General features: G+C 66.6%; 19 protein-coding genes, 1 tRNA gene and 1 pseudogene. 9 read left to right on the forward strand and 12 right to left on the reverse strand.

Features of this window, described 5'->3' with window-relative positions; translation table 11 throughout:
- Positions 1-100 precede the first annotated feature (100 nt).
- Positions 101-177 (reverse strand) — tRNA-His (locus tag PV773_RS00775).
- Between the two features lie 258 nt (positions 178-435).
- Positions 436-894, reverse strand: coding sequence for a phasin (locus tag PV773_RS00780; RefSeq protein ID WP_340036405.1), 459 nt, complete (start codon positions 892-894; stop codon positions 436-438).
- A 242-nt stretch (positions 895-1136) separates the two neighbouring features.
- Here PV773_RS00780 and PV773_RS00785 point away from each other — a divergent pair, with 242 nt between their 5' ends.
- The 3 genes from PV773_RS00785 to PV773_RS00795 all read left to right on the forward strand — a co-directional run bounded on the left by PV773_RS00785 (position 1137) and on the right by PV773_RS00795 (position 7553).
- The gene (locus tag PV773_RS00785; RefSeq protein ID WP_347964497.1) at positions 1137-4475 is read left to right on the forward strand and encodes a PAS domain S-box protein; all 3339 of its coding nucleotides are present in this window, start codon (positions 1137-1139) and stop codon (positions 4473-4475) included.
- Between the two features lie 240 nt (positions 4476-4715).
- Positions 4716-5756 (forward strand): Fe(3+) ABC transporter substrate-binding protein, encoded by a 1041-nt coding sequence (locus tag PV773_RS00790; protein ID WP_347964498.1) that lies wholly within the window; start codon positions 4716-4718, stop codon positions 5754-5756.
- Positions 5757-5831: 75 nt separating this feature from the next.
- Positions 5832-7553, forward strand: a complete 1722-nt coding sequence (locus PV773_RS00795; RefSeq protein ID WP_347964499.1) for an iron ABC transporter permease — start codon at positions 5832-5834, stop codon at positions 7551-7553.
- A 261-nt stretch (positions 7554-7814) separates the two neighbouring features.
- On the opposite strand, the gene PV773_RS00800 is transcribed toward PV773_RS00795, so the two are convergent.
- A complete protein-coding gene (locus PV773_RS00800) occupies positions 7815-9773 on the reverse strand; it encodes an acetoacetate--CoA ligase (protein ID WP_347964500.1) in 1959 nt (652 codons plus the stop codon).
- A gap of 183 nt (positions 9774-9956) precedes the next feature.
- Between PV773_RS00800 and PV773_RS00805 the strand changes: the two genes are divergently transcribed.
- Positions 9957-11807 (forward strand): AsmA family protein, encoded by a 1851-nt coding sequence (locus tag PV773_RS00805; protein WP_347964501.1) that lies wholly within the window; start codon positions 9957-9959, stop codon positions 11805-11807.
- Between the two features lie 12 nt (positions 11808-11819).
- Here PV773_RS00805 and xseA read toward each other — a convergent pair whose 3' ends face one another.
- Positions 11820-13382, reverse strand: a complete 1563-nt coding sequence (gene xseA, locus PV773_RS00810) for an exodeoxyribonuclease VII large subunit (RefSeq protein WP_347964502.1) — start codon at positions 13380-13382, stop codon at positions 11820-11822.
- A 56-nt stretch (positions 13383-13438) separates the two neighbouring features.
- Positions 13439-14395, reverse strand: a complete 957-nt coding sequence (locus PV773_RS00815; protein WP_347964503.1) for a LysR substrate-binding domain-containing protein — start codon at positions 14393-14395, stop codon at positions 13439-13441.
- A 176-nt stretch (positions 14396-14571) separates the two neighbouring features.
- On the opposite strand from PV773_RS00815, the gene PV773_RS00820 reads away from it, so the two are divergent.
- The gene (locus tag PV773_RS00820; protein ID WP_347964504.1) at positions 14572-14862 is read left to right on the forward strand and encodes a DUF1127 domain-containing protein; all 291 of its coding nucleotides are present in this window, start codon (positions 14572-14574) and stop codon (positions 14860-14862) included.
- Between the two features lie 158 nt (positions 14863-15020).
- Here PV773_RS00820 and PV773_RS00825 read toward each other — a convergent pair whose 3' ends face one another.
- From PV773_RS00825 to PV773_RS00845, 5 genes and pseudogenes are all read right to left on the reverse strand, one after another.
- The gene (locus tag PV773_RS00825; RefSeq protein WP_347964505.1) at positions 15021-15929 is read right to left on the reverse strand and encodes a DUF937 domain-containing protein; all 909 of its coding nucleotides are present in this window, start codon (positions 15927-15929) and stop codon (positions 15021-15023) included.
- 81 nt (positions 15930-16010) lie between these two features.
- Positions 16011-17384 carry a glutamate--cysteine ligase gene (locus PV773_RS00830; RefSeq protein ID WP_347964506.1) on the reverse strand — a complete coding sequence of 458 codons (1374 nt, stop codon included), beginning with the start codon at positions 17382-17384 and terminating at the stop codon, positions 16011-16013.
- Positions 17385-17527: 143 nt separating this feature from the next.
- Positions 17528-17671 (reverse strand): annotated as a pseudogene (locus PV773_RS00835) (TetR family transcriptional regulator); the annotation flags it as partial.
- A gap of 36 nt (positions 17672-17707) precedes the next feature.
- Complete coding sequence (locus tag PV773_RS00840) at positions 17708-18439, reverse strand: 16S rRNA (uracil(1498)-N(3))-methyltransferase (RefSeq protein WP_347964507.1); 732 nt, start codon at positions 18437-18439, stop codon at positions 17708-17710.
- A gap of 31 nt (positions 18440-18470) precedes the next feature.
- The gene (locus PV773_RS00845) at positions 18471-19118 is read right to left on the reverse strand and encodes a hypothetical protein (protein WP_347964508.1); all 648 of its coding nucleotides are present in this window, start codon (positions 19116-19118) and stop codon (positions 18471-18473) included.
- Between the two features lie 81 nt (positions 19119-19199).
- Between PV773_RS00845 and PV773_RS00850 the strand changes: the two genes are divergently transcribed.
- The gene (locus tag PV773_RS00850) at positions 19200-19898 is read left to right on the forward strand and encodes a type 1 glutamine amidotransferase (protein WP_347964509.1); all 699 of its coding nucleotides are present in this window, start codon (positions 19200-19202) and stop codon (positions 19896-19898) included.
- A gap of 307 nt (positions 19899-20205) precedes the next feature.
- Positions 20206-20343: a hypothetical protein gene (locus PV773_RS00855; protein WP_340036423.1), complete on the forward strand. Its 138-nt coding sequence runs from the start codon at positions 20206-20208 to the stop codon at positions 20341-20343.
- Here the strand turns inward: PV773_RS00855 and PV773_RS00860 are convergent.
- Together PV773_RS00860 and PV773_RS00865 are read right to left on the reverse strand one after the other, a co-directional pair.
- A complete protein-coding gene (locus PV773_RS00860; protein WP_347964510.1) occupies positions 20327-21085 on the reverse strand; it encodes a metallophosphoesterase family protein in 759 nt (252 codons plus the stop codon). The genes PV773_RS00855 and PV773_RS00860 overlap by 17 nt on opposite strands.
- Positions 21082-21879, reverse strand: a complete 798-nt coding sequence (locus PV773_RS00865) for an FCD domain-containing protein (RefSeq protein WP_347964511.1) — start codon at positions 21877-21879, stop codon at positions 21082-21084. Before PV773_RS00865 ends, PV773_RS00860 begins: the two co-directional genes overlap by 4 nt.
- Positions 21880-22078: 199 nt before the next feature.
- On the opposite strand from PV773_RS00865, the gene PV773_RS00870 reads away from it, so the two are divergent.
- Both PV773_RS00870 and PV773_RS00875 read left to right on the forward strand, forming a co-directional pair.
- Positions 22079-23401: a DUF3422 family protein gene (locus PV773_RS00870; protein ID WP_347964512.1), complete on the forward strand. Its 1323-nt coding sequence runs from the start codon at positions 22079-22081 to the stop codon at positions 23399-23401.
- Positions 23402-23566: 165 nt separating this feature from the next.
- Positions 23567-25063 (forward strand): FAD-linked oxidase C-terminal domain-containing protein, encoded by a 1497-nt coding sequence (locus PV773_RS00875; protein WP_347964513.1) that lies wholly within the window; start codon positions 23567-23569, stop codon positions 25061-25063.
- Positions 25064-25194: the final 131 nt, after the last annotated feature.

Genomic DNA, 25194 nt, shown 5'->3' on the forward strand with positions numbered 1-25194 from the left:
TGGCTGATCCATCGGATTCGGCGGCTTCTGGTGGAACCGCCGAGACGAGCCAGAGGCACGCTCGATGCGTCGTCGGTTTTGATTGTCTTGGAAAAGAAGATGGTACGGTTGGCTGGGATCGAACCAGCGACCTCCGGATCCACAATCCGGCGCTCTAACCAGCTGAGCTACAACCGCGTGCCTTGCTCTGGTGCCGCGTCCATACGGACAATTCCGCCGCATTTCAAGAGCTTTGCGCATATTCCACTGCGGTGATTTATGCCGCCGCCGCGAAGCCCTTGATTGCCGGGCTTTTCAACCCCGGAAAAAAGAAAAAGGCCGGCGGGAGGAGGAGCCGGCCTTTTCCTATGCATGGCCAGCGGAATGCGAGCTGGCCGCTTGGCCCGGCAGACAGAGGGAGGAGAACCGCCCGCCGGGATTTCGTGTGGCTCGCCCTCAGGCGGCCTTCAGGTCTTTCAGGGCCTTCTCGAAGGCGGTCTTGACCGGCTTGGCCACGTCCTCGGCGGCCTTCGAGGCAACCGCCTGGAATTCCTTGGCCTGCTCGACGCTCAGCTCGACGCGCTTGCGCAGATAGGCGGTCTGCAGCTCGAAGATGTCGGAGAGCGACTTGGCGCCGGCCAGCGCCTCGAGATGCGCAAAGCCAGCCTCGGCGTTGGTGCGCAGCGCGGCGATGGTCTTGAGCGACAGCTCGCTGCCGACGCTGCGGGCGGTCTCGTAGGTGGTCTCGAGCGTCTTCTGGGCGTCTTCGGCGCCGGTCTTGAGCTTGGTGTAGGCCTCCTTCGACTGCTCGACGCCCTTCTCGGCGAAGGCGCGGAACTGGTCGGTGGCCTTGGAAACGTCGAAGCTCGGCATTTCGACGGTATCTGCGAATTCTGCGGTCTTGGTCTTGGACATTGTCTCACCCTGTGGACTGGACGGGTGGGCACCCGCCTCGTTTATTCGCATCAGTGATATAGTTCATGTCATTGTGCGCTGCAACAAAAATGTTGCAGCGCAACATGATCAGCCGGGCACCTCGGTTAACCACATGGCGAGAATAATCACGCTCTATGACAGCTGTTTGCTAGACCTAGGCGATGACGGCTTTTATTAACAAACCGTTAATTGCGAGAATGTGTGCCTTGCGGGTTATGTGAATGCCGTCAGCAGCCTACTCCTTCATCGACGTCGCCGTGGTCGATGGCGTAAGGCAGCGTTTCGCTGCCGGCGACGCCGTCGTCGTGCTGTCGGTCGACCTCGAGCAGGTGCTGTGGGCCAACGGCCCGGGCGCCTCAGTCCTGGGCTACGGCGACGTCGACGCGGTCATCGGCGCGCCGGCCCGGCTCGGCCTCGCCGCCCGCCGGCAGATCGCCGCCACCTCGGGCTTTCCGGACATCGGCCGCGACCGGTCGATCATGGTGCGCGTGGCCTCCGGCCTGAGCAGCCGGGCCGTCGCCTTCGTTGCGGGTTCGGTCCGCCTGCCCGACGGCGAGCCAGGCATCCTGCTCGCCGTGCCGGCCACCGGCGCCGCGTCCCGCTCTGCCGGGGAGGTCGCCGCGGCCGCCATCAGCGGCTTTGCAGCGCCTGGCCATTTCCTCGCCTTCGTCGATGCCCGCGGCGATGTCGTGGCTGCGACGGACGGCTTTTCCGGACTGGGCATTGCACGGCCGACGCTGGCCGGGCTGGTCGCCGCGGTTGCCGGCGAACGCGACCGGATGATCAAGCGGGCCATTCCCGCCGCCGCCGGCCATGTGCCGGCGGGCATCGCGCGCCTGACCGACGAGCGCCATCTGCTGGTGGTGGTGGACGAGCGCGCCGGCGTAGTCGACGAAGCGGGCGAGGACCGCCCGGAGGCGGCTGCGCCGCGCCCGGAAGTGCCGCCGGTGGCCATTGCGGCTCCGGCCAAGGAGCAGCCCGCCGACCACGACCATTGGTATTTCAGCCCCGAGGAGCGCGAGAGCAAGGCCGGCCTCGTCGTCCGCGAGATGGCAGCGAAGACCAAAGCGCCCGCGCCGGCGCAGGAGGAGGCTGAAAAGGCCGAAGCGGCCCCCGCCGCCCCTGCCGCGGAAGCCCGGCCGGTCGAGCCGGCCGTCGCCGAACGCGACGAGCTTGCCGGCCGCTCGGCCGCGCCCGTGCGCTTCGTCTGGCGCACCGACGCCGAAGGCCGGTTCAGCGCCGTCTCGGCGGAGTTCGTCGCCCTGGTTGGCGAGCATGCCGCCGACGTCGTCGGTCGTCGGTTCGAGGATGTGTCCAACACCTTCGAACTGGATCCGTCCGGCGAGATCGCCGGCCTTTTGCAGCGGCGCGACACGTGGTCCGGCCGTTCGGTGCTCTGGCCGGTCGCGGGCTCGGACCGGCGCATCCCGGTCGATCTGGCCGCATTGCCGGTCTACGGCCGCGACCGCAGCTTCGAAGGCTTCCGCGGCTTCGGCGTGGCGCGTCCGGGCGAGGCCGTCATCGATCACGAGCGCATCGGGCTGGCGCTGGTGCCCAACGGCAAGCCTGACCAGGAGCCTGAGCCGCACGCTGAAGCGGAGCCGACCCAGGCGACGGAGGACGACCTGTCCGGGCAGTCTTTGGAGACGCAGCCTAGCGCCGATTTGGCTTCGACTGATGAGGCCGGCCTCGATCGTTCCGACAAGGTCATCCATCTCGCGGAGCACCGCCCGGCCGAGCCGGGCAACGGCAAGGGGCTGTCCAATGTCGAGCGGCATGCCTTCCGTGAGATCGGCGAGCGCCTGAAACGGGCGAGCGAGGTTGTCGCCGCGCGGCAGCAGCAGGACAAGGCTGCGGGCCAGCCCGCCGTCGAACAGAAAAACGGCGAGCAGAACTCGGCCGAGATCGCCGCCTATTCGGAGGCCGCGGCGGCGGAGCATGGCGGTTCACCGTCCAGCGGCGAGGTCGTCAACCTGTCCTCCGTGCGGCCGGTCGAAGCCGAAACCGGTCGCGACACGGCGGCGGAGCGGCCCGCAAAGCCGGCGCTCAGGGCCGAGGACATCATTCCCCGGGAAATGTTCGCGGGCGGCCGCGACATGCCGGTGGATGCGCCGATCCTCGAACAGTTGCCGGTGCCGGTGCTCATCCACGCAGGCGACGTGCTGCATTATGCCAATGCCGAGTTCCTGAGCCTTACCGGCTATGGCTCCGCCGACGAACTGGCGCGCGCAGGCGGGCTCGATGCGCTGTTTGCCGAGAGCTACGGCGACGAGGCGGGTTCCGACCATGACCTGAGGTTGAAGACCCGCGACGGCGAGGAGTTCCCGATTGAAGCGGTGCTTCGCTCGGTGCCTTGGCGGGACGGCAAGGCGCTGATGCTGGTCGTGCGCCGTGCCGGCGATGGCGACCACGACATGCGCGTGGCGGACGAGGTGGCCGAACTCGAAGGGCGCCTCGCCGAGATGCGCACCATCATCGACACGGCGACCGACGGGGTCGTGCTGATCGACCGCGACGGCACCATCCGTTCGATCAGCCGCCCGGCGGAGGCATTGTTCGGCTTCGACAGCGACGAGGTGGCCGGCAAGCCCTTCCATTCGCTCTTTGCCATCGAAAGCCAGCGCGCCGCGCGCGACTACCTTTCCGGCCTTTCCGAGCACGGCGTGGCGAGCGTGCTGAACGACGGCCGCGAAGTGATCGGCCGCGAGGCCCAGGGCCGCTTCATTCCGCTGTTCATGACCATCGGCCGCCTGCCGAGCGATGCCGGCTTCTGCGCCGTCGTGCGCGACATCACGCCCTGGAAGCGCGCCGAGGAGGAACTGACGCAGGCGCGCGCCGCGGCCGAGCGGTCCTCGTCCCAGAAGACCGATTTCCTCGCCCGCATCAGCCACGAGATCCGCACGCCGCTCAACGCCATCATCGGCTTCTCCGAACTCATGATCGACGAGAAGTTCGGGCCTGTCGCCAACGACCGCTACCGCGACTATCTGCGCGACATCAACCGCTCCGGCAACCATGTGCTCGACCTGGTCAACGACCTGCTCGACATCTCCAAGATCGAGGCGGGCCAGCAGGAGATGGATTACGAGGCCGTGTCGCTCAACGACACGCTGGCCGAGACCGTGGCCATGATGCAGCCGCAGGCCAACCGCGAGCGCGTCATCATCAGGTCGAGCCTGGCTTCGCGGCTTCCCGAGGTCGTCGCCGACCGGCGCAGCGTTCGCCAGATCGCGCTGAACATCCTTTCCAATGCGGTCCGCTACACCCAGGCGGGTGGCCAGGTCATCGTGTCGACCGCATATGAGGCCTCGGGCGACATCGTCATGCGTGTGCGCGATACCGGCATCGGCATGTCGCAGGCCGAGATCGAGCAAGCGCTGAAGCCGTTCAAGCAGATCAATTCGCTGAAGCGCGCGCGCGGCGACGGCACCGGCCTCGGCCTGCCGCTGACCAAGGCTATGGTGGAGGCCAACCGCGCCCGATTCAGCATCGCCTCGACCCCTGGCGAGGGGACGTTGGTGGAGGTCACGTTCCCGTCCACGCGCGTGCTTGCCGAGTAGACCTGCGGCATTGTGCGCGCCGGTTGCGGCTGTTGATTGCATATTTGCCCTGCGACGCCGGCAAGGTCTTGAATCCAGTGCGCAATAGTCCAGTTTAGAATGGTTCTAAACTATTGAATTTGCTGGACTTTAATCTTGACCTTTCCAGTCAGATTGGTGATAGGGAAGTCAGCTTCGCTTGTGAGGCTGCGATGAATTGTTCCCCCGAGGGTTTTTGACCCCTTTGGCCAGGAGAGAAAGATGAAGATTGGAAACGCGCGGTCGATCGTGGCCGGCCTCGCCCTTGCGGCCCTTTTCACCAGCTCGGCGCTCGCCGACGGCGTGGTGAACATCTATACCTATCGTCAGCCCGACCTCATCAAGCCCGTTCTGGACGCCTTCACCGCCGAAACCGGCATCAAGACGGAAGTGCTCTTCCTCGACAAGGGTCTCGAGGAGCGCATCCTCGCCGAGGGCGAGAATTCGCCGGCCGACGTCATCATGACCGTCGACATCGCCCGACTGACCTCGGCCAAGGAAAAGGGCGTCACCCAGCCGCTGGTCGACGAAGAGGTCAATAAGCTGCTGCCGTCCGAATACCGCGACCCCGAGGGCCATTGGTTCGGCCTGACCAAGCGCGCCCGCGTCATCTATGCCTCGAAGGAGCGCGTCAAGGACACCGCCATCACCTATGCCGAGCTCGCCGACCCGAAGTGGAAGGGCAAGATCTGCATGCGTTCGGGCCAGCACGACTACAATCTCGCGCTGTTCTCGGCCGCGATCGCCCACTGGGGCCCGGAAAAGACCGAGGAATGGATGAAGGGCCTCAAGGCCAATCTCGCCAAGAAGCCCGACGGCGGCGACCGCCCGCAGGCCGGCGCCATCGCCGCCGGCGAATGCGACATCGCCATCGGCAACACCTATTACGTCGGCCTGATGCGCAACAACGACAAGGACCCGAAGGAGAAGGAGTGGGGCAACGCCATCAACGTGCTGTTCCCGACCTTCGAGAACGGCGGCACCCACGTCAACATCTCCGGCGCGGCCCTTGCCAAATATGCGCCGAACCGCGATGACGCGGTCAAGCTGATCCGGTTCCTCGCCAGCCACAAGGCGCAGCAGGTTTACGCGGAGAAGAACTACGAATATCCGGTGGAACCGGGCCTCGAGCCGTCCGAGACGGTCAAGGCTTTCGGCACGCTCAAAGCCGATACGCTGCCGCTCGTCGACATCGCCAAGGGCCGCAAGGCCGCTTCCGAGATGGTCGACCGCGTCGGCCTCGACGACGGCCCGAACAGCTGATCGGGCTGACAGGACCTGCGGACTTGGCCGGGCCGGGCAATCGGCCCGGCTTTTCCGCGTTGCAGGGGAAATGACTTGCTGACGGGCGGCAACAAGGGCGGCGAATTGATCGGGGCAGCCGAAATCCCGAACGGACGGCCGCTGCCGGTCAAACGTCTGCGTCATCCGCTCCACAGCGCCTTCGCGCTCGCCATCGGCCTCGTGGTGGTCCTGCCAGTGCTGTCGCTGGCCTTCGTCGCGCTTTCCGGCACGGGCGAGGACTGGCCTCACCTGATCGACAATGTGCTGCCCGGCGCGACGCGGACGACGATCGCCTTGCTGGCCATGGTCGCCGTCCTCACGACGGTCGCGGGCGTCGCCTGCGCCTGGGCGGTCGTCGCCTACGAATTTCCATTCCGCCGCATCCTATCCTGGGCGCTCGTCCTACCGCTGGCCGTGCCGCCCTATCTCGCCGCCTATGCATTCGGCGAGTTCTTCCAGTACCAGGGGCCGGTGCAGAGCCTGGTGCGCGCACTCTTCGGTTTTGAGACGATACGCGATTACTGGTTCCCCGACATTCGCTCGACCTGGGGCACGGCCTTCGTGCTCGGCTCCGTGCTCTACCCTTACGTCTATCTGACCACCCGCATCGTTTTCCTCATGCAGGGGCGCAACATCGCCGACGTCGCCCGCACGCTCGGCGCCCGTCCGGCGCGCGTGTTCTGGCGCGTGCTGCTGCCGGTGGCCCGGCCGGCCATCGTCGCCGGCGTGGCGCTGGTGCTCATGGAGACGATCAACGACATCGGTGCGGCCGAATATTTCGGCGTGCGAACCCTGACGGTCGCCGTGTACACCACCTGGCTCAACCGCGGCAGTCTCGAAGGCGGAGCGCAGATCGCCATTCTGATGCTGGTGCTCGTCGTCCTGCTTTTGGTGGCGGAGCAGTGGGCGCGCCGGCGGCAGCGCTTCCATGCCGGGCGCGGCACGCACCTCAAGGTGCATCCGCCGCGCGTTGCCCTGAAGGGGTGGACGCGCTACGCCCTGCCGCTCGCGGTCGCCCTGCCCATCCTGTGCGGCTTCGGCGTGCCGATCACCGTGTTCGGCCAATACGCTTCGCGCAGGCTCGAACAGTTCACCTCGCCTGATGTGGCCAAGGCCTTCCTCAACAGCCTGATGACCGCCTCGATCACGGCGATCGTCACCGTGGCAATCGCCTTGTTCCTGCTCAATGCGCAGCGCCTGTCCAAGGGCCGCGCCATGGCGGCGACCGTGCGGCTCGCCTCGGTGGGCTATGCGCTGCCGGGCGGCATCCTGGGCCTCGGCCTGCTCTTCGTGCTGGCGCGCTTCGACAATGTCGTCGACGGCTTCGCGCGCGCCCAGTTCGGTTTCTCGACGGGCTTGCTGCTCACCGGATCGGCGGCGGCCGTCGTGCTTGCCTGCACCATACGCTTCGTCGCGCTCGCCGAGGGCGCGATCCGCTCCGGCATGGAAAAGCTCCCCGGCAGCCTCGACGAGGCAGCCCGCAGCCTCGGCAAGACGCCCAGCCAGAGTGCCGCCAAGGTGTTGCTGCCGCTGCTCCGGCCGGCGATCCTGACCGCCGCGGTGCTGGTCTTCGTCGACACGGTGAAGGAACTGTCGGCGACGATCCTGCTCAGGCCCTTCGGCTTCAGCACGCTCGCCACCTATGTCTACGAGAACGCCTCGCGCGGCGTGCCTGAGGAAGGGGCTGTGGCTGCGATCGTCATCATCATCACCGCCATGGTGCCGGTGGTGCTGCTGTCGGGCGCGCTGGTGCGCGACGCCGAGGCTTCGCTGTAGGTTCCAACCTCCGGTCAGAACGCAAAGAAAAAGGCGCCCGACGGGCGCCCTGGAGATGATGCTGTTTCAACGGGGACTTGAGCAAAAACGCCATCCTCCTGCGAGGAAAGGGATTTCTCCCTCAAGTTAGGCTCGACTATCGAGGCCGAACCTTAACAACTCATTACCGCGCATATGAAACATTTACCAAAGTGTACCACTCATGAAGTCTAGGTAAATTTGCCCTTTACGAGTCATTTACCATAGCTCGGCCGCGGCCCGTCAGTTCCTGAGCTCCTCGACATCCCTGTAGAGTTCGAGGGCCTCGGGATTGGCAAGTGCCTCCTTGTTCTTGACGGGGCGGCCGTGGACGATGTCGCGCACGGCAAGCTCGGTGATCTTGCCCGATTTGGTGCGGGGGATGTCGGAGACGGCGACGATCTTCGCCGGCACATGGCGCGGGCTGGCGCCGGTGCGGATTTTTGTGCGGATGCGCTTTTCGAGGTCGGCGTCGAGGGCGACGCCGGGCGCAAGGCGGACGAACAGCACGACGCGCACGTCGCCGTCCCAGTCCTGGCCGATGCACAGGGCCTCCAGGATTTCCGGCAGCTGCTCGACCTGGTTGTAGATCTCGGCCGTGCCGATGCGCACCCCGCCGGGGTTTAGCGTGGCGTCCGAGCGGCCGTGGATGACCAGCCCGCCATGGGCCGTCCATTCGGCGAAGTCGCCATGGCACCAGACATTGTCGAAGCGGTCGAAATAGGCGGCGTGGTATTTTTCGCCGCCGGCATCGTTCCAGAAGCCGACGGGCATCGACGGGAAAGCCCTGGTGCAGACGAGCTCGCCCTTTTCGCCGCGCACCGGCCGGCCGGCATCGTCCCAGACGTCGACCGCCATGCCGAGCCCCGCGCCCTGGATCTCGCCCGTCCAGACGGGCTCCGTCGGCACGCCGAGCACGAAGCACGAAACGATGTCGGTGCCGCCGGAGATCGAGGCGAGATGAACGTCTCGCTTGATGCCGTCATAGACGAACTGGAAGTCCTCCGGCGACAGCGGCGAGCCGGTCGACGACAAGGTGCGCACGGCGCCGAGGTCGTGGCTGGCGATGGGGCGCAGGCCGGCCTTGCGGACGGAATCGATGAACTTCGCCGAAGTGCCGAAATAGGTCATCTTCTCGGCGTCGGCGAAGTCGAACAGCACGTTGCCGTCGGGATGGAAGGGCGAGCCGTCATAGAGCAACAGCGTCGCTTCCGAGGCGAGCCCCGTCACCAGCCAGTTCCACATCATCCAGCCGCAGGTGGTGAAGTAGAAGAAGCGGTCGCCCGGAACGAGCCCCGCATGCAGCCGGTGCTCCTTGACGTGCTGCAGCAGCGTGCCGCCGGCCGAATGCACGATGCATTTGGGAATGCCCGTCGTGCCCGAAGAGAACAGGATGTAGAGCGGATGGTCGAAGGGCAGGGGCTCGAACGTCACCGGCTGCGCCGCAAACGGCGCCAGCGCATCCTCCAGCGCTTCCGCCTTGGCGATGCCAGCGGCTACTTCCTTCGCCGTGCCGAGATAGTCGACCACCAGCACCTTGGTCGCACTGGTCAGCCTGTCGGCCACCGCGGCGATCTTCTGGCCGACCTCGATGCGCTTTCCGGCATACCAGTAGCCGTCGGGAGCGATGAACAGTTTCGGCTCGATCTGGCCGAAGCGGTCGAGCACGCCCTGTTCGCCGAAGTCGGGCGAGCAGGACGACCACACCGCCCCGAGCGAGGCGGTCGCCAGCATCGCGGCAATCGTCTCGGGCATGTTGGGCATCATCGCCGCGATGCGGTCGCCCCTGGTCACGCCGAGCGAAACGAACAGCTGCTGCAGCTTCGACACGAGACTATGCAGCTCGTCCCAACTCATGCGGCGGAAAACCTTGTCCTCGCCTCGGAAGACGATCGCCTCGCCGCTGCCCGAGCCGCGCAGCAGGTTCTCTGCGAAATTGAGCCGTGCGTCGGGGAAGAACCTCGCCCCCGGCATCCGGTCGCCGTCGGCAAGCACGCGGCCGCCCTTCTGGCCGATGACGTCGCAGAAATCCCACACCAGGTCCCAGAATGCCTCGCGCTCGGCAATCGACCAGGCATGCAGTTCGGCATAGCTTGAAAGCGACCGTCCCGCCCGCTTCTCCGCCTTCGCCGCAAAGGCCGTCAACGGTGCCGCCGCGATCCGCTCGGCCGAGGGTGTCCAGAGGGGCATTTCAACTGACATCTGCGTCTCTCCCAGAACCGGTTTGGTTTATGCATGTCGCACTGCAGCAGATCAAGGAGATGTCGGTTTGCGCCAATGCGCTGTGCGCAAACGCCATCGCATGGCCACAAAGACTTGAAATGCCGCGCCGGTCGGTTACACCCGGTTCTCACAAAGGCGCAGCACGGGCGGCACAAGGGCAACATGCCATCACCACTGTTCAGGCGCAGCATCTGGGCGATTGCCGGCATTGCCGTCCTGGTCGCCGCCGTGATCGTCGCGTTGCCCTTCATCGCCTCCACCCGGATCGTCAGGGATCGCATTGCCTTCGAGCTGAGCGCATGGAGCGGCTTTCGCGTTTCCATCGAAGGTGCACCCGTCATCGAGATATGGCCCGACTTCCGGGCTACGCTCACCGACGTGACGCTGAGCGACTGGGAAGACCCGAGCAACGCGCCGGTCTTCGAGGCCGAGCGCGTCGAGATCGAGCTGTCGTCGCTGTCGGCCGCCCTGGGCAATGTCGATTTTTCCGATGCGCATTTCGAACGGCCGACGCTTCGCCTCAAACGCGCGGCCGATGGCACCTACGAGTGGCCGCGTTCGCGCGGCGGGCGCATCATTCGCTCGATCGAACGGGCCCGGGGCACCGTCTCGTCCAATCCGGCCGCGCCGGATCTCGCCAGTCTTCCCTCGGACGAGTTCGGCGTGATCGAGTTCGTCGACGGCCGCGTCGTCGCCGTGACAGACAAGGGCGAGGACGAGGTGCTCAGCGACCTCACCGGCAAGGTCGCCTGGGGCGCGCTCAACAAATCCGGCAGCCTCAGTGCAACCGGCGTGTGGCGGGGCGAGCCGGTGGCGGTGGAAATGTCGTCGCCGCGTCCGCTGCTCCTGTTTGCCGGAGGCGAGGCGCCGCTCACCGCCTCGCTGAAGGCTGCGCCGGTCGAGGCGTCGTTCGATGGCCTCGCAGGTTTCGCCGGCGAAGCCCATTTCGACGGCCAGGCCAAGCTCGCAGCACCTTCGCTGAGGCGCGTGATGGAATGGTCCCGCCCCGGCATCCTGCCCGACAGCCCGGTCGGACCGATCGCCATTTCGGCGAGGGTCTCCGGCAACCCGGCACGCCTCAAGCTGGAAGGCGCGCAGGTCACGCTGAACGGCAGTCCCGGCACGGGCGTGCTCGAACTGTCGCTGCATTCGGTGCCTTCCATTGCCGGCACGCTTGCCTTCGACACCATCGATGTCATCGCCTTCGCGTCGGCCTTCGCGCCGGCCGGCAGCAGCCCCACGGCGATCGACACCAGCTTCGCCGACCATGTCAATCTCGACCTCAGGCTCTCTGCCGCCAAGGCGACCGCCGGCTCCATCACCCTGGCCGAGGTGGCTGCAACCGCCCAGGTCAAGGGCGGCCTCGCGGCATTCGACATTTCCGACGCGGAGGCCTTCGGCGGCAATGTCCAGGCCGGCGTCCGCTTCGACCGCAAGCCGGGCGGCACGCAGGCCGAGCTTCGCCTGCTTGCTTCCGACATCGACGGCGGCGCCTTCGGCACGGCGGCTGGCATGAGCCATATGGTGCCGATCGGCCGCGGAACGGTTTCCGTGATCCTCAAGGGACCGGGTACGAGCTGGGAAACCCTGCTGCAGAACGCCGACGGCTCGGTCTCGGCCACCTTCGGCGTCGGTGCGATTGCCGGTCTCGACCTGCAGGCCTTCGCGGCGCGCGCGGCGGAAGGCGGATTCTTCTCTCTCGACGAGGTTGCGGAAGGAACGCTGCCGGTCGACGGCGTCGAACTGAAGGCGGCGATCTCCAACGGCGTGGCCAGGATCGACAAGGCCGAGGCGCGCACGCCCGCCAACCGCATCTGGCTCACCGGCATCGTGCCTTATCTCGGCCGCGGGCTCGCCCTGTCGGGCGCGATCGAGCCGAAGGATACAACAGCCTCGACGAGCAACCTCGCCAAGCGCATCGCCTTCTTCGTCGGCGGCTCCTGGGGAGCGCCGTTCATCTCGCCGCTCGTGGCACCCGAGACCGTGGCGCCGCCGGTGCCCTCGCGCGACTGAACTGCCTCAGCCTTAGAACAGGCTGCCTTGCTTGCCCGTCTCCCTGGCCTTGGCGGCCGGCTTGGCCGCCTTCGGTCGTCCCTCTCCGCTGGTGGCCACGGCGTCGGCGGTCCCGTCGGCGAATTCGATCGAAAGCGCCATGCCGGCAGCGACGTCACCGGCGCGCTTGAGCACGGTGCCTTCGGCATCGCGCACCAGCGCGAAGCCACGCGCCAGAACGGCCTTGTGCGACAGCGTCGCCATCAGCCGGTCCGCCTGCGACAGCCTGGTACGCGCCCGTTCGAGGCGAAGGCCAACGGCCTGGGTGGCACGGCGCTCCAAAAGGGTCACCTTGTCTCTGGAGGCCAGTTGCCTGCGTGCCAGCGGCTCGGGCGACAGCCGCCCCTGGGTGCGGTCGAAGCGGATGCGCTTCTCGCGCACCATGGCCCGCAGCGCCGCGTCCGCCCGCAGCATGTCGCGGTCGAGGTGCCGACGGGTCTCGGCGATCCGTCGCGACAGCGTTGCAGGCGACAGCCGCACCGCCGACAGCCTGGCGCGCTTGCGCTCGGTCGCTACGGTGAGGGCGCGTCCGAGCCGGCTCGTTGCCTCGTCGAAGCGCCGGCGCGGCAGCGCGAGCAACTGGTCGGGCGTCGGCAGGGCGCGGGCAGCAGCCCGAACCGCCTGGCGCTTGCGCTCGACATTGCGCGACACGCAGCCTTTCAGGCGGGCGTGCAGATTGGCGAGTGTCGCCTCAAGCTCCGCCTTCACCGGCACGGCGAGTTCGGCAGCGCCCGTAGGTGTCGGCGCGCGCATGTCGGCGACGAGGTCGACCAGCGTCCAGTCGGTCTCGTGGCCGACGGCTGAAATCACGGGAATATGCGAGGCGGCGACGGCGCGGACAAGCGCCTCGTCGTTGAAACCCCAGAGATCCTCGAGGCTGCCGCCGCCACGCGCCACGATCAAAAGGTCGGGCCGGCGGATCGGGCCGTCGTCCGGAAATTCGTTGAAGCCGTCGACGGCCGCCGCCACCTCGGCGCCGGAAGTCTCGCCCTGCACCCGCACCGGCCAGACCAGCACATGCATCGGAAAGCGGTCCTTGATGCGGTGGATGATGTCGCGGATGACCGCGCCGGTGGGCGAGGTGACGACGCCGATGACCAACGGCATGAACGGCAGAAGCTGCTTGCGCCGCTCGTCGAACAGACCTTCGGCCGCCAGCCTGCGCTTGCGCTCCTCGAGCAGCGCCATGAGCGCGCCGGCGCCGGCGGGCTCGAGATTGTCGATGACGATCTGGTATTTCGACGAGCCGGGATAGGTGGTGAGCTTGCCCGACGCGATGACCTCCATCCCTTCCTCGGGACGGAACTTCAGCCGGCTCATCGTGCCTTTCCACACCACTGCCTCGATCCGGGCTCGGTCGTCCTTCAGCGCGAAGTAGGCGTGGCCGGACGAGTGCGGTCCGCGGTAGCCGGAGATTTCGCCGCGCACCCGCACATTGCCGAAGGTATCCTCCACCGTGCGCTTCAGTGCGCCGGAGATTTCGCTGACGGTGTACTCGGCAGCATTGGTGCGTGATTCGGTGGCAAGCTCGGTCATGGCGCGATTGAGGTCCGGCGGGCCCGGCTCGTCAAGCTTGGAGCGTCAGGCGCGGCCTACCATCCCGGCATAATGTGGCTCGGCTTGTGCCTGCGCCCGCGATTGGCCATCAGCGCCTGGAAGTCGAAGCTGCCGGCGTCCTCCGGGATCGGGACGGAGATGTTGTCCAGGCTCTCGCTGATATGGCGGGCGAGCGCGTCGACGATCTCCGGCCGGCTGGAATGGCCACGCAGGATGCCGATCTTGCAGTCGGGCAGCGGGCCGAAGCCGTCGGCTTCGCCCAGCACCCGCATGCCGGGCCTGAGCGCGCATTCCGGAAGCACGGATACGGCCAGCCCGGCCAGGATCGCCGCGGTGATGACGGTCGCCGACCAACTGGTGAACAGCACGCGATACTGGCGGCCGCTGGCGTCGAGAATCTCTGTCGCCATGCGACGCCACTGGCAGGTCGGCCTGCCGAAGGCCATCGGCAGGATCTCTTCCTCATGCACCATATGCGCGGCCGACGACACCCACAGCAGCGGCTCGTTGCGCACGATCTCGGTGGGCCTGGTGTCGGCGCACTCCGTCACCAGCGCGATGTCGAGATTGCCGCGCCGGATCTGGTCGGCGAGGTTGACGGTCGGCTCGCACACCACCGACAGCTCGACGCGCGGGTTCGAGCGGGAAAACCGCGCCATGATCTCGGGCAGGAAGCGGTCGGCATAGTCGTCGGGCACGCCGATACGGATGGTACCTTCGAGCGCCCGATCGTCGAAGGCGGCGAGCGTCTCGCGGTTCAGCTGCAGCAGCCGGCGGGCATAGGAAAGCAGCCTTTCGCCTTCTTCTGTCAGCTTGTTCATGCGGCCGTCCTTTTCGAACAGCGGCTTGCCGATGCGGTCCTCCAGGCGCCGCATCTGCATCGACACCGCCGACTGGGTGCGGTGGACCTCGTCCGCCGCGCGCGTGAAACTGCCGGTGTCGACGATGGAGATGAAGGTGTGAAGCTGGTCAAGGTCGAGTGGAGCGGCCATGGTCGTTTCCATCATGAACATTGATGCGATACATTAAAAACATTCGTTGGATTAATCAATACAGCGATGGCAATGTTCTAGCGTCCACATGAGGCATGTGAATCGGAACCGGGGCGGCGAAAAAGGAGCGCCGACCGGAAGGGACCCGTTTGTCCCCGATCAGAGAGGAGATCGACATGACTACGCTCGACCATTGCACTGAGACGGCGCATCCCGCGGCTCGCCCGGTGAATGCGATGCGTATCGTCACCCACTTTGCCGACATGGTGCGCGCCTGGAAAAATCGGCGCGCCTTCTATCGTCTCGGCGAAATGACCGACACCGAACTGGCCGATATCGGTCTCACCCGTGGCGATCTCCATGTCGCCGTAGACCTGCCGTTCGCCAGCGATCCGACCGCACGGCTGGGCTCGATCCGCCAGGCGCGCAGCGAGAACGTCGAGCAATTGGCCCGTCGCGTCGGCTGAGAGTTTCGCAGGCTTCCCACTCCCAGCCGGTTCCCCGCCGGCTCTGCCTGCAAGCTGCCCGGTCCTCCCAAGGGACCGGGCTTTTTCGTTGGGTGCAGTAGGGGAATAGGGCAGTAAGGCAGTAGGGAATTACGTTGGGCTTTCATTGCCCTATTCCCCTACCGATACCTGTCCATCCCGCGCGAAAACTGCTCGAAGATCGATTCGACGCCCTTCTGGTAGTCGTCGCGCTGCTGGCTGCCGGTCTCGAACATCTTGCCGAACAGGTCGTCATAGGGATTGCGCGGCCGGCCGCTGGGGTTCTGCTGCGGCTGCGGTTGGCGTGGTTGAGGCTGCGGGGCAGGCTGGCCGCGGCCTCCGCCCAGCATTTCCTCGAAGATCTTGCCGAGCGGGTTGTCGCCGTAGGGAGATTGCTGTGGCTGCGGCTGGCGCGGCGCCGGCTGCCCAGCCGGGCTGCCGCCGAACATGTCCTTGAGGATCTTTCCGAACGGATTGTCGAACGGGTCGGGCACCTGGGTCTGCTGCGGCGCCTGCCGCTGCGGCTGCTGGCCGCCGCCCATCATGCCGCCACCTTGCCGCATCATCTGCTCGATGATGTCGCCCAACGGGTTGCTGCCGCCGCCGAAGCCGGCCGCGGCCTGCATCTGGCCGGTGGACTGCTTGAACAGCCCGCCCATGATCATCGAGGCGACGACCGGCAGCATCTGCTGCAGGATGTTCTGGCCGACGCCGGTGGCCTGCGCGGCTTGCGCCGCCACCGCCCGCGACAGGTCCTTCGAGCCGAACAGGTGGCCGAGGATGCCGTTGCCCTCGTCCACGCCCTGGGACGAGAAGGCGCGGCTGGCATCGTCGAAATATTTGGCGTGCTGGCCGCTCGCCATCGCCTGCAGGAAGGAGCCCAGCCCGTAGGGGTCGGAGGCGTTGCGCCTGAGCCCCTGGCTGAAGGCGGGCATCAACGCCTCGATGGCGGATTGAGTCTGCTGCTGGGTGAGCCCGAACTGGCGCGCCAGTGCCTCCATGCCATTGCCGTTCTGGGCGTTGGCCAGCATGTCGAACAGGGGCAGCATGTTTTCCTCCGCAGGTCGTTGGCTGCGGGGGAGCCTAGTGTGTTTCCGGCGCGGAATGAAGTGGCTTTCGCCGCCTCTGCCTCAGTAGGCGTACTCCATGAATGCCGGCTCGATCGAGCCGCCCCAGCGCGTGTGGTAGGCGTTGAGCATCTCTTCGGCGCTGGTCGTGCCGCGGGCGATCACTTCGTCGAGCGTGCTGAGGAAGCCGGATTCGTCGAAGCCGTCGCGGTTCTTGCGTCCGCGGTTGACTAGCCCCTGGCGCGACAGGGCCAGGACCTCGCGGCCGACTTCGCGCAGCGTCGTGTTGCGGAACGGCGCCGAAATACCCTGCTCGGGCACGGCGTTGCGCATCGCCAGCACTTCGGCATAGGTCCAGTCGCGCGTGTACTCGTCGATCGCATCGAGCGTCGCGGCATCGTAGAGCAGCCCCACCCAGAAGGCTGGCAGGGCGCAGATGCGCCGCCACGGACCGCCATCGGCGCCGCGCATTTCGAGGAAACGCTTCAGCCGCACGTCGGGGAACAGCGTCGACAGGTGGTTGGCCCAGTCGCCCATGGTCGGCATGCCGTCGGTCACTTCGTTGCGCGCCGCCCCGTTCATGAACTGGCGGAAGGTCATGTGCGTCATGTCGTGGTAGCGGCCGTCGCGGATGACGAAGTACATCGGCACGTCGAGCGCCCATTCGGCATAGTCGGCGAAACCGAATTCCGGCGAGAAGCAGAATTCGAGCAGGCCGGAGCGCTGGTTGTCGGTGTCGCGCCAGATGTCGCCGCGCCAGCTCTGCATGCCGTTCGGCTCGCCGTCGGTGAAGGGCGAATTGGCGAAGAGCGCCGTGGACAACGGCTGCAGCTTGAGCCCCACCTGCATCTTGCGGCGCATGTCGGCCTCGCTCTCGAAGTCGAGGTTCACCTGGATCGTGCAGGTCCGGTACATCATGTCGAGACCCTTGCTGCCGACCTTCGGCATGTAGGCGGTCATGATGTCGTAGCGCGACTTGGGCATGCGCGGCGTATCGGTCAGCGTCCATTTCGGGCTGCCGCCGAGGCCGAGGAAGCGGATGCCGAGCGGCTCGGCGATCTCGCGCAACTGCGCCAGATGCGCGTTGCCCTCGCGACAGGTCTGATGGATCGTCTCCAGCGGCGCGCCCGACAGCTCGAACTGCCCGCCCGGCTCCAGCGAAATGGCGCCCTGGCCGGTCGGCTCGACCAGGCCGATGATGCGGCCGGCGTCGATGATCGGATCCCAGCCGAGCGTCTTCTGCATGCCCTCGAGCAGGGCGCGGATGCCGCGGTCGGTACCGTAGGGCACGGGGGCGTTGCCGTCGACATAGAAGGGAAACTTCTCGTGCTCGGTGCCGATCCGCCACTTGTCGCGCGGCTTGTTGCCGGCAGCCAGATAGCTGACGAGCTCATCCATTCCCTCGATGGGCTGGAAGTCGGTGGTGTCGCGCGCCATTAAAGCTTCTCCTGGGCGGAAGGACGGTGGCGCTTGATGGACGATCGAGCGCTCGCCGATCAAGCGAAAAATCCTGAGCCTTCGTCAACTGGAATTGAATGGTTTTCGCGATGCGCGGTGCCCCTGGCAAGTCCTTGCCTTGACTATCGCGCCGGAAGTGCGGTCCGAACAAGCGTCGCCGCGGCTTCGCCCGCCGTTTCCATGTAGCTGGCATCGCGGTTGAGCGGCACCACCGCGAATGCCCCGTCGAGCAGCAGCACCACCTGGCGGGCGAGAATCTCCGGTTCAGCCGCTCTGGCTTTGCCGGCAAGCTGACCGGCCGATCACCAGTCGCCGATAGTCGCCTGGATGACGGCCAGTGCCGCGACCGCGGCCGTGTCGGCGCGCAAGATGCGGGGGCCCAGCGGAATGGCGGTGACGAAGGGCAGGGCGCGCAGCATGCGGCGCTCCTCGTCGGAGAAGCCACCTTCAGGCCCCACCAGCAGGGCGAGCTTGCGCTCCTTGATGCCCCGCAAGGCTGCCATCGGGTTGTTGGTCGAGGCGTCCTCGTCGCAGAAGATCAGCCGTCGCTCCTTGTCCCAGCCGGCGAGCAGCTGCTCCAGCTTGACCGCTTCCGTCACCTCCGGGATGGCCAGGATGCCGCATTGCTCGGCTGCCTCGACGGCGTTGGCGCGCAGCCGGTCGATGCCGGGCTTCACCTGGGTATGCTGGGTGATGACGGGCACCAATGTACCCGCGCCCATCTCCACTGCCTTCTGCACGAGATAATCGAGCCGGCCAACCTTCAGCGGCGCAAAACAATAGACGAGGTCAGGATGCCCGGGCTGCGGCCGCTGCAGTTCCAGCACCTCGAGCCGCACCGCCTTCTTTGTGCGCCCGGCAACCTTCGCCGTCCACTCGCCATGGCGGCCGTTGAACACCAGCACCTCCGCGCCCTCGCCGAGGCGAAGCACGTTGCCGAGATAGTGGCTCTGCTGCGGGTCGGCGTCGAAGGCAGCCCCGGCGGAGAGGTCGTGCGGCACGAAAAGCCGCTGCATCTTGTAGTTCGCGCGCATGGCCGAGCAATGCGGCAGGCCGCTGCGGTGGTCAAGGGCCAGCGCTCGGATGCCAATCGGGCCGGTAGCCCTGCTCAAGCACCGCGAGCGTCGCCATCGGCGTGACGACGGACAGCTTGGCATCCGCAAGTTCACCGAGGCCGCACCGCGCGTCATAGCCGGAAAAGCTCCAGCGCAGCGCCTGGCCCTGGCGGATCGCATAGTCGGAACCACCGTCCGAGAACATGGCACCGTCGGGCAGCAGCGCGAGGCCGCCGCGCTCGATCGTGACTGGGATTCCGCCCGAGGCGAGGCGCTCGCCGTGGAGGCGCTGGTCGATTTCGGCGACCTTCGGGCTGTCGACGCCGAAGGCGCGGCCAAAGGCTGCGCCAAATTCCCTGGCCCGGTCGCGCCGGCAATAGTGGCAGGGCCGATGCCCGGCGGCGAGCGCGGTCACCTCGTCGAGGAAGAACAGTTCCGTCCAGCCGGTCTTGCCGCCGGGACGGTTGCGCCCCATGGGCACGCGCCTGACGCCCTTGAAGTGCAGCGCGCAAGTGATCCACGCCTTGGTAGCCCAGCGCCGCCGGAGCAGCGTGCGGGTTTCGGGATCGTGGATGATGCCGCGATTGCCCGTGAACATGCCGCGCGCCGGATGCGCGTGGATTTCCCCGGCCGGATCGACCCTGTTCTGAAGTGGCATAGCCGATCCTTCTTGGCTGCGTCGGGGACCGCATGATAGGGCTCGCCGCAGCTTTGTCACGCCACCGCTCGAAGGGCCGAAATGCGCGTTCTGATCGTCCAGAATTTTGAGAAGACGGGTCTCGGCCAGCTGGGTGCGGCCCTCACCGAGGCGGGCGCCGAGATCGTCCAGTGCAACGCCTATCTCGGCGAGCCGCTGCCCGCGGATGCGGACGGCCACGATGCGCTCGTCGTGCTCGGCGGCGGGCAGAATGCGCTCGACGACGGCCATTCTCCCTATTTCCCGCAACTGCTCGAACTGGCGCGCGAATTCGTCGACAGGGACAAGGCGGTGCTCGGCATCTGCCTCGGCGGCCAGTTGCTGGCTCGCGCCTTCGGCGGCCACAACCGCATCGGCGGCGCCACCGAGTTCGGCTGGCACGGCATTTCGCTCACCGAGGAGGCCCTCGAAGATCCGGTCTTCGCCGAGCTCCCCGACAGTTTCCCGATCTTCCAGTGGCACGACGACACCTTCAGCCTGCCCGGCGATGCCGTGCGCCTTGCCGCAAGTTCCGTCACCGGCAACCAGGCCTTCAGGGTCGGCCGCGCCGGCTATGGCATCCAGTTCCATTTCGAAGCCGACCGGGCGATGGTCCGCGAATGGAACGAGGCCTTCGCCGACGTGATCGCCAGCGCCAATCCCGACTGGCCCGAACGGCACGAGGCCGAGGCTGCCCGTCATGGGCCCGAGGCGGATGCCGTGGGCATGGCCCTGGCGCGCGCCTGGGTGGCCGCGATCTGACGGCTGATGGCGGCAGCCGAACATCGTCCGCCATCCCATTAGTGACATTTTTGGCACTGCGAAAGAAATCCGCTGTGGACGGTCGTTTGCCCGCTGGATTGTGCCGAAAAGCCTTTCTATGAGAACTCCCGCGCCGGGCGGAAATGGTATCGCGAATGAACCGTTCCCGCATTCGGAGCGACACAAGCCCGATACAGAACGACACTACAAGCTCGGCTCGACTGGTCGGGCCGCGGTGCCTTGCAGCAACTTTTCGTAAACTTGTTCGTAACTCTGCTCGTGCAGAGTGCAGGAAGCTCAACCTGAGATGACCCCTGTGAAAGCAGTGCTCCTGTCCCTCGCCATGCTGTCGGCCATCGTGCTCGGCGGCTTCGGAATCTATTCCGCGGACGCTGCGTCCGATCACAACGTCGTCGACGGCTACGGCGTCACCGCCGCCCGCTGACGCGCGGCACCTCCACTGAAATCAGTCGCTTTTCGGCTTCGTCGACGACGAGCGCCGTGAGTATGCCTGAATGGAACGCGCCCGTGTCGACGTTGACGCGGTTGGGCATCACCTCGGCTTCGGCCTGGGGTGTATGGCCGTGCACGATCACCTTCGGATGTAGCGCCGGATAGTTCAGGAATTCGCCGCGGATCCACAGCAGGTCGCGCGGGTCCTGCTCGTCGAGCGGGACTTGCGGCCGGATGCCCGCGTGGCAGAAGAAGAAATCGCCGAACGTTATCGCGGCGGGCAGCCGGCGCAGGAAGCGCCGATGGCTGTCGGGAACCGCCCTGACCAGTGCGGCATGGGTCTGATGCAGGCCGAGCGCATCGGCCATCCGCAATGCGACGCCGTATGACCACGCGGTCTCCGGCCCACCGTTGCGGGCGAAAAGCCCGGCGGGGTCGGGATAGTCGAGGAAGTCTAGAAACCCCTGGTCGTGATTGCCGGCGAGCACGATGTTGCGGTTGTCGCGTGCGACGGCGGCGATGAGGAACTCGATCACGCCTTTCGAGTCGGGACCGCGGTCGACCAGGTCGCCCAGGTGGATGATGCGCCAGTCGGGCGGCCGGTCGCGGGCGATCTCCGCGGCGATCCGGGCATGCATTTCGGCGAGCAGGTCGAGATGGCCGTGGATGTCGCCCACCGCATAGAGGCGCACGCCCTCAGGGCCCCGGGCATCGAGAAAATGCACGCCCATCATGGCAGTTTCCGGTCGGCTCCGCCGGTTTCGAGCCGTTGCTTCAGCCTGAGGCGGGAAATGCGCTGCCAGTCGCTGCTGCGCTCGGCCTCGGCCATGGCGCGTTCGAGATAGCTGATGTGGTCCATCGCCGCCTTGCGCGCCCCGGCGGCATCTCCCGTGGCCACGGCGCGGTGGATCGCCTTGTGCTGGTCGAAGAGCGCGTCGCGCGCCGCGGGCAGGGCAAACACCACCAGCCGGTTCTGGAACACCCCGTCGGACAGGAGCCGGTAGCAAGAGCGCAGCGTGTGCAGCAGGATGATGTTGTGTGCGCATTCGCCGACCGCGTGGTGGAACTCGACGTCGATCGCCGCTTCCTCCTCGAAGTCGGCCCGGCCATAGGCCGCCTCCATGCGCTGCATGATCCCGTCGAGCATCGCCAGGTCCTCCCTGGTCGCCCGCCGCGCTGCATATTCGGCGGCGAGCCCTTCGATCTCGCGCCGGTATTCGAGGTAGTCGGAAGCAGCCTTCCTGTGGCTGACGATCAGTTCCATGACCGGCTTGGAGAACACCTGGCCGATGACGTCGGCGACATGCGTTCCGCCGCCGTGGCGCGACACCATCAGGCCGCGCGCTTCGAGCGCCTTGAGCGCGTCGCGCAGGATCGGCCGCGACACGTCGAGCTGCTTGGCCATCTCGCGTTCGCCGGGCAGCCGGTCGCCGGCACGCAGCACGCCTTCGAGGATCAGGCTTTCGATCTGTTGCACCACCTCGTCGGCGGTGCGCGAATGCTCGATCCTGGAAAAGATGTCGCTCAAGGGGTGCTGTCCGGAAGCTCTGTTCTTGGCCGGAAGGATAGGTGGGAGGCCCCCAACTGGTCAAATTATTTATCCAGTCCGGCAGTATCCGGGTATGCCACTTGTGATGCACAGTATCAGCCGCCGCTAAAGTTGGCGTTTGCCTGTCGCGGCAAACTTACCTAGAGGCAGGAAGGTCATGGCATCGAGGGAGCTGCAAGTGACAGCCGAGCCGTCCTCACTGGAGTTCTTGCCGCGCGCGACCGGCAGCGTCATGGGCTTTCCGGCCCATGAGGGGCGTCCCGGCGCCCTCGGCGAAGTCCATTCGCGGCCGCATCCGCTGGTCGAAAGCCCGCGCGTGCTGGTCCAGCTGTCCTTCATGACCGAGGGCGGATCCGCCGTCGACCAGGCGGTGCTTTCGGAACTGTCGCGCCGCCTCGGCATCGCCGCACCCGATCGTCAGGCCCGTCACCACGCCATGAAGTGGGGGCAGGGCTCGCTGCGCTGGGAGCGCCACACGGAATTCTCGACCTATCTGTGGGAAGGGCCGCTGAGCGACAGCGGCCGCGCCCAGGAGGATTCGCCCTTCGGCAACGGCTTCAGCCCGCCCGGTACCGTCATCTCCGGCATCCGGCTCGAGATCCGCAAGTGGACGCCGGCCAGCGAGAAGCTGATCGCCACCTTCGATCCCACCAGCCTGTGCTATTCGCTGGTCGAGAGCGGGGCTGCGGCCATCGTCACCGATTTCCGCCAGGACGGCGACGGCCTGACCCGCATCCTCATCCTCGACCGGGGACTGACGCCGGCCCGGACCGGCGCGCTATCGGCACGGCTGACCGATATCGAGACCTACCGTACGCTGGCGATGCTGGGGTTGCCGATGGCGCTGTCGCTGTCGGGTCGCGTCCGCCGCATCGAGGACCGGCTTGCCCAGATCACCCGCGAGATGAAGGCGATCGAAACGCGCGACAGCCAGGCATTGCTTGCCGACCTCACCGAGCTCGCCGCCGAGCTCGAGGCCGACGCCGCCTCCAGCCTCTACCGCTTTGGCGCCAGCCGCGCCTATGACGGCATCGTCCGCGAGCGCCTCGAAGCGCTCGACGAGGAGGTCGTGCCCGGCTACGACACCTGGGCCGGTTTCCTCAAACGCCGCGTCGCGCCCGCAATGCGCACCTGCCGTTCGGTCGAGGAGCGCCAGGCCAACCTCTCGCGCAAGCTGACCCGCGCCACGACGCTGCTGCGCACCTGGGTCGACGTCGAGGTCGAGAAGCAGAATCGCGACCTGCTTGCCTCGATGAACAACCGCGCCCGGCTGCAGCTGCGCCTGCAGCAGACGGTCGAAGGCCTGTCGGTCGCCGCCGTCTCCTACTACGTCGTCGGCCTGGTCGGATACATCGCCAAGGGCGCTTCGGCGGTCGACCACGCCTTCGCGCCCGAGATCGTCACGGCCGCGGCGGTGCCGCTTGCCGTGCTGCTCGTCTGGTGGGGCGTCCGCCGCGTGCGCCGCGCCCACAGCGAATCCAAGCTGCACCCCGGAGAATAGCGGCGGCACCCTCCCCACGGGGAGAGGTGCCGCTCTGCGCCAGCGGCAGATTGACGCTGCGGGAAGGTCGTGGCGCGCCGCCGCGGCCGTCGACTTTCTTCCAATTTGCATGTGCCGGGTTCGACTGGTAAAAGCTTTTTACCAGTTATCGAGCGCAGGTGACCGATGTCCGGCATATCGATGCCCAAGCCCGAAGCGGCCACGCTTGCCCGCCGCGCCGAGATCGTTGCCGACATGCGCATCATCGTGCCGGGCGAGGGCGTGGTCGACACGGTCAACGAGATGCGCGCCTTCGAAAGCGACGGCCTGACCGCCTATCGTCAGCTGCCGATGGTCGTCGTGCTGCCCGAGACCGTCGCCCAGGTGTCGCGGCTGCTGAAATACTGCAACGAGCGCAACATCCGCGTCGTGCCGCGCGGTTCGGGCACCTCGCTTTCCGGCGGCGCGCTGCCGCTCGAGGACGCCGTTCTGCTGGTCATGAGCCGCTTCAACCGCATCCTCGAGATCGACTATCCCAACCGTACCGTCACCGCCCAGCCGGGCGTCACCAATCTCGGCATCACCACTGCCGTGGAGCAGGACGGCTTCTATTACGCCCCCGATCCGTCGTCGCAGATCGCCTGCTCGATCGGCGGCAACGTCGCGGAGAATTCCGGCGGCGTGCATTGCCTGAAATACGGGCTCACCGCCAACAACGTGCTCGGCATCGAGATGGTGCTGATGAACGGCGCGGTCGTGCGTCTCGGCGGCAAGCATCTCGACGCCGAGGGCTATGACCTTCTCGGTGTCATGACCGGCTCGGAAGGGCTGCTCGGCGTCGTCACCGAGGTCACCGTCCGCATCCTCCAGAAGCCCGAGACGGCGCGGGCACTGCTGATCGGCTTCCCGACCAGCGAAGAGGGCGGCCAGTGCGTCGCCGACATCATCGGCGCCGGCATCATCCCCGGTGGCATGGAGATGATGGACGGCCCGGCAATCCGCGCCGCCGAGGACTTCGTCCAAGCCGGCTATCCGCTCGACGTCGAGGCGCTGCTGATCGTCGAGCTGGACGGGCCTGCCGTCGAGGTCGACCACCTGATCGGCCTGGTCGAGGCGATCGCCAACCGCAACGGCGCCACCACCTGCCGCATCTCGCAGTCCGAGCAGGAGCGACTGACCTTCTGGGCCGGCCGCAAGGCGGCATTCCCGGCCGTCGGCCGCATTTCGCCCGACTACTACTGCATGGACGGCACCATCCCGCGCAAGGAGCTGCCGCGCGTGCTCGCCGGCATGCGCGAGCTGTCGGAGCGCTACGGTCTCGGCGTCGCCAATGTCTTCCACGCCGGCGACGGCAATCTGCATCCGCTGATCCTCTACGATGCCAACAAGCCGGGCGAGCTGGAAAAGGCCGAGGCGTTCGGCGCCGACATCCTGCGCCTGTGCGTGAAGGTCGGCGGCGTGCTGACCGGCGAGCATGGCGTCGGCGTCGAGAAGCGCGACCTGATGCCGGAGATGTTCAACGACATTGATCTCGACCAGCAGATGCGGGTCAAATGCGCCTTCGACCCCAATCATCTGCTCAACCCCGGAAAGGTCTTCCCGCAGTTGCGCCGTTGCGCCGAGCTCGGCCGAATGCATGTCCACCGCGGCCACGTGGCGTTTCCGGACATTCCGAGGTTCTGAGGGGTGAAAATTTGATGCTGGCGCTCTGTCCCACCCCCCTCTGGCCTGCCGGCCATCTCCCCCACAAGGGGGGAGATCAGCTGTTATCGCCTCCTTCGCCAATCGCCAGCGCCGAAAAGTGGAGGCTGCGG

The sequence above is a fragment of the Mesorhizobium sp. CC13 genome (genome assembly GCF_039907765.1).
Lineage (GTDB): Bacteria > Pseudomonadota > Alphaproteobacteria > Rhizobiales > Rhizobiaceae > Aminobacter.

Bases quoted from the DNA above. Each gene is read 5' to 3' on its own strand.
- PV773_RS00840 (WP_347964507.1), bottom strand. From the start codon at position 18,439: ATGCGCGCGAACTACAAGATGCAGCGGCTTTTCGTGCCGCACGACCTC.
- PV773_RS00825 (WP_347964505.1), bottom strand. From the start codon at position 15,929: ATGCTGCCCCTGTTCGACATGCTGGCCAACGCCCAGAACGGCAATGGC.
- PV773_RS00845 (WP_347964508.1), bottom strand. From the start codon at position 19,118: ATGCCACTTCAGAACAGGGTCGATCCGGCCGGGGAAATCCACGCGCAT.
- PV773_RS00805 (WP_347964501.1), top strand. From the start codon at position 9,957: ATGCCATCACCACTGTTCAGGCGCAGCATCTGGGCGATTGCCGGCATT.
- PV773_RS00855 (WP_340036423.1), top strand. From the start codon at position 20,206: ATGACCCCTGTGAAAGCAGTGCTCCTGTCCCTCGCCATGCTGTCGGCC.
- PV773_RS00850 (WP_347964509.1), top strand. From the start codon at position 19,200: ATGCGCGTTCTGATCGTCCAGAATTTTGAGAAGACGGGTCTCGGCCAG.
- PV773_RS00830 (WP_347964506.1), bottom strand. From the start codon at position 17,384: ATGGCGCGCGACACCACCGACTTCCAGCCCATCGAGGGAATGGATGAG.
- PV773_RS00815 (WP_347964503.1), bottom strand. From the start codon at position 14,395: ATGGCCGCTCCACTCGACCTTGACCAGCTTCACACCTTCATCTCCATC.
- PV773_RS00820 (WP_347964504.1), top strand. From the start codon at position 14,572: ATGACTACGCTCGACCATTGCACTGAGACGGCGCATCCCGCGGCTCGC.
- PV773_RS00860 (WP_347964510.1), bottom strand. From the start codon at position 21,085: ATGATGGGCGTGCATTTTCTCGATGCCCGGGGCCCTGAGGGCGTGCGC.
- PV773_RS00875 (WP_347964513.1), top strand. From the start codon at position 23,567: ATGTCCGGCATATCGATGCCCAAGCCCGAAGCGGCCACGCTTGCCCGC.
- PV773_RS00785 (WP_347964497.1), top strand. From the start codon at position 1,137: ATGCCGTCAGCAGCCTACTCCTTCATCGACGTCGCCGTGGTCGATGGC.
- PV773_RS00780 (WP_340036405.1), bottom strand. From the start codon at position 894: ATGTCCAAGACCAAGACCGCAGAATTCGCAGATACCGTCGAAATGCCG.
- PV773_RS00790 (WP_347964498.1), top strand. From the start codon at position 4,716: ATGAAGATTGGAAACGCGCGGTCGATCGTGGCCGGCCTCGCCCTTGCG.
- xseA (WP_347964502.1), bottom strand. From the start codon at position 13,382: ATGACCGAGCTTGCCACCGAATCACGCACCAATGCTGCCGAGTACACC.
- PV773_RS00800 (WP_347964500.1), bottom strand. From the start codon at position 9,773: ATGTCAGTTGAAATGCCCCTCTGGACACCCTCGGCCGAGCGGATCGCG.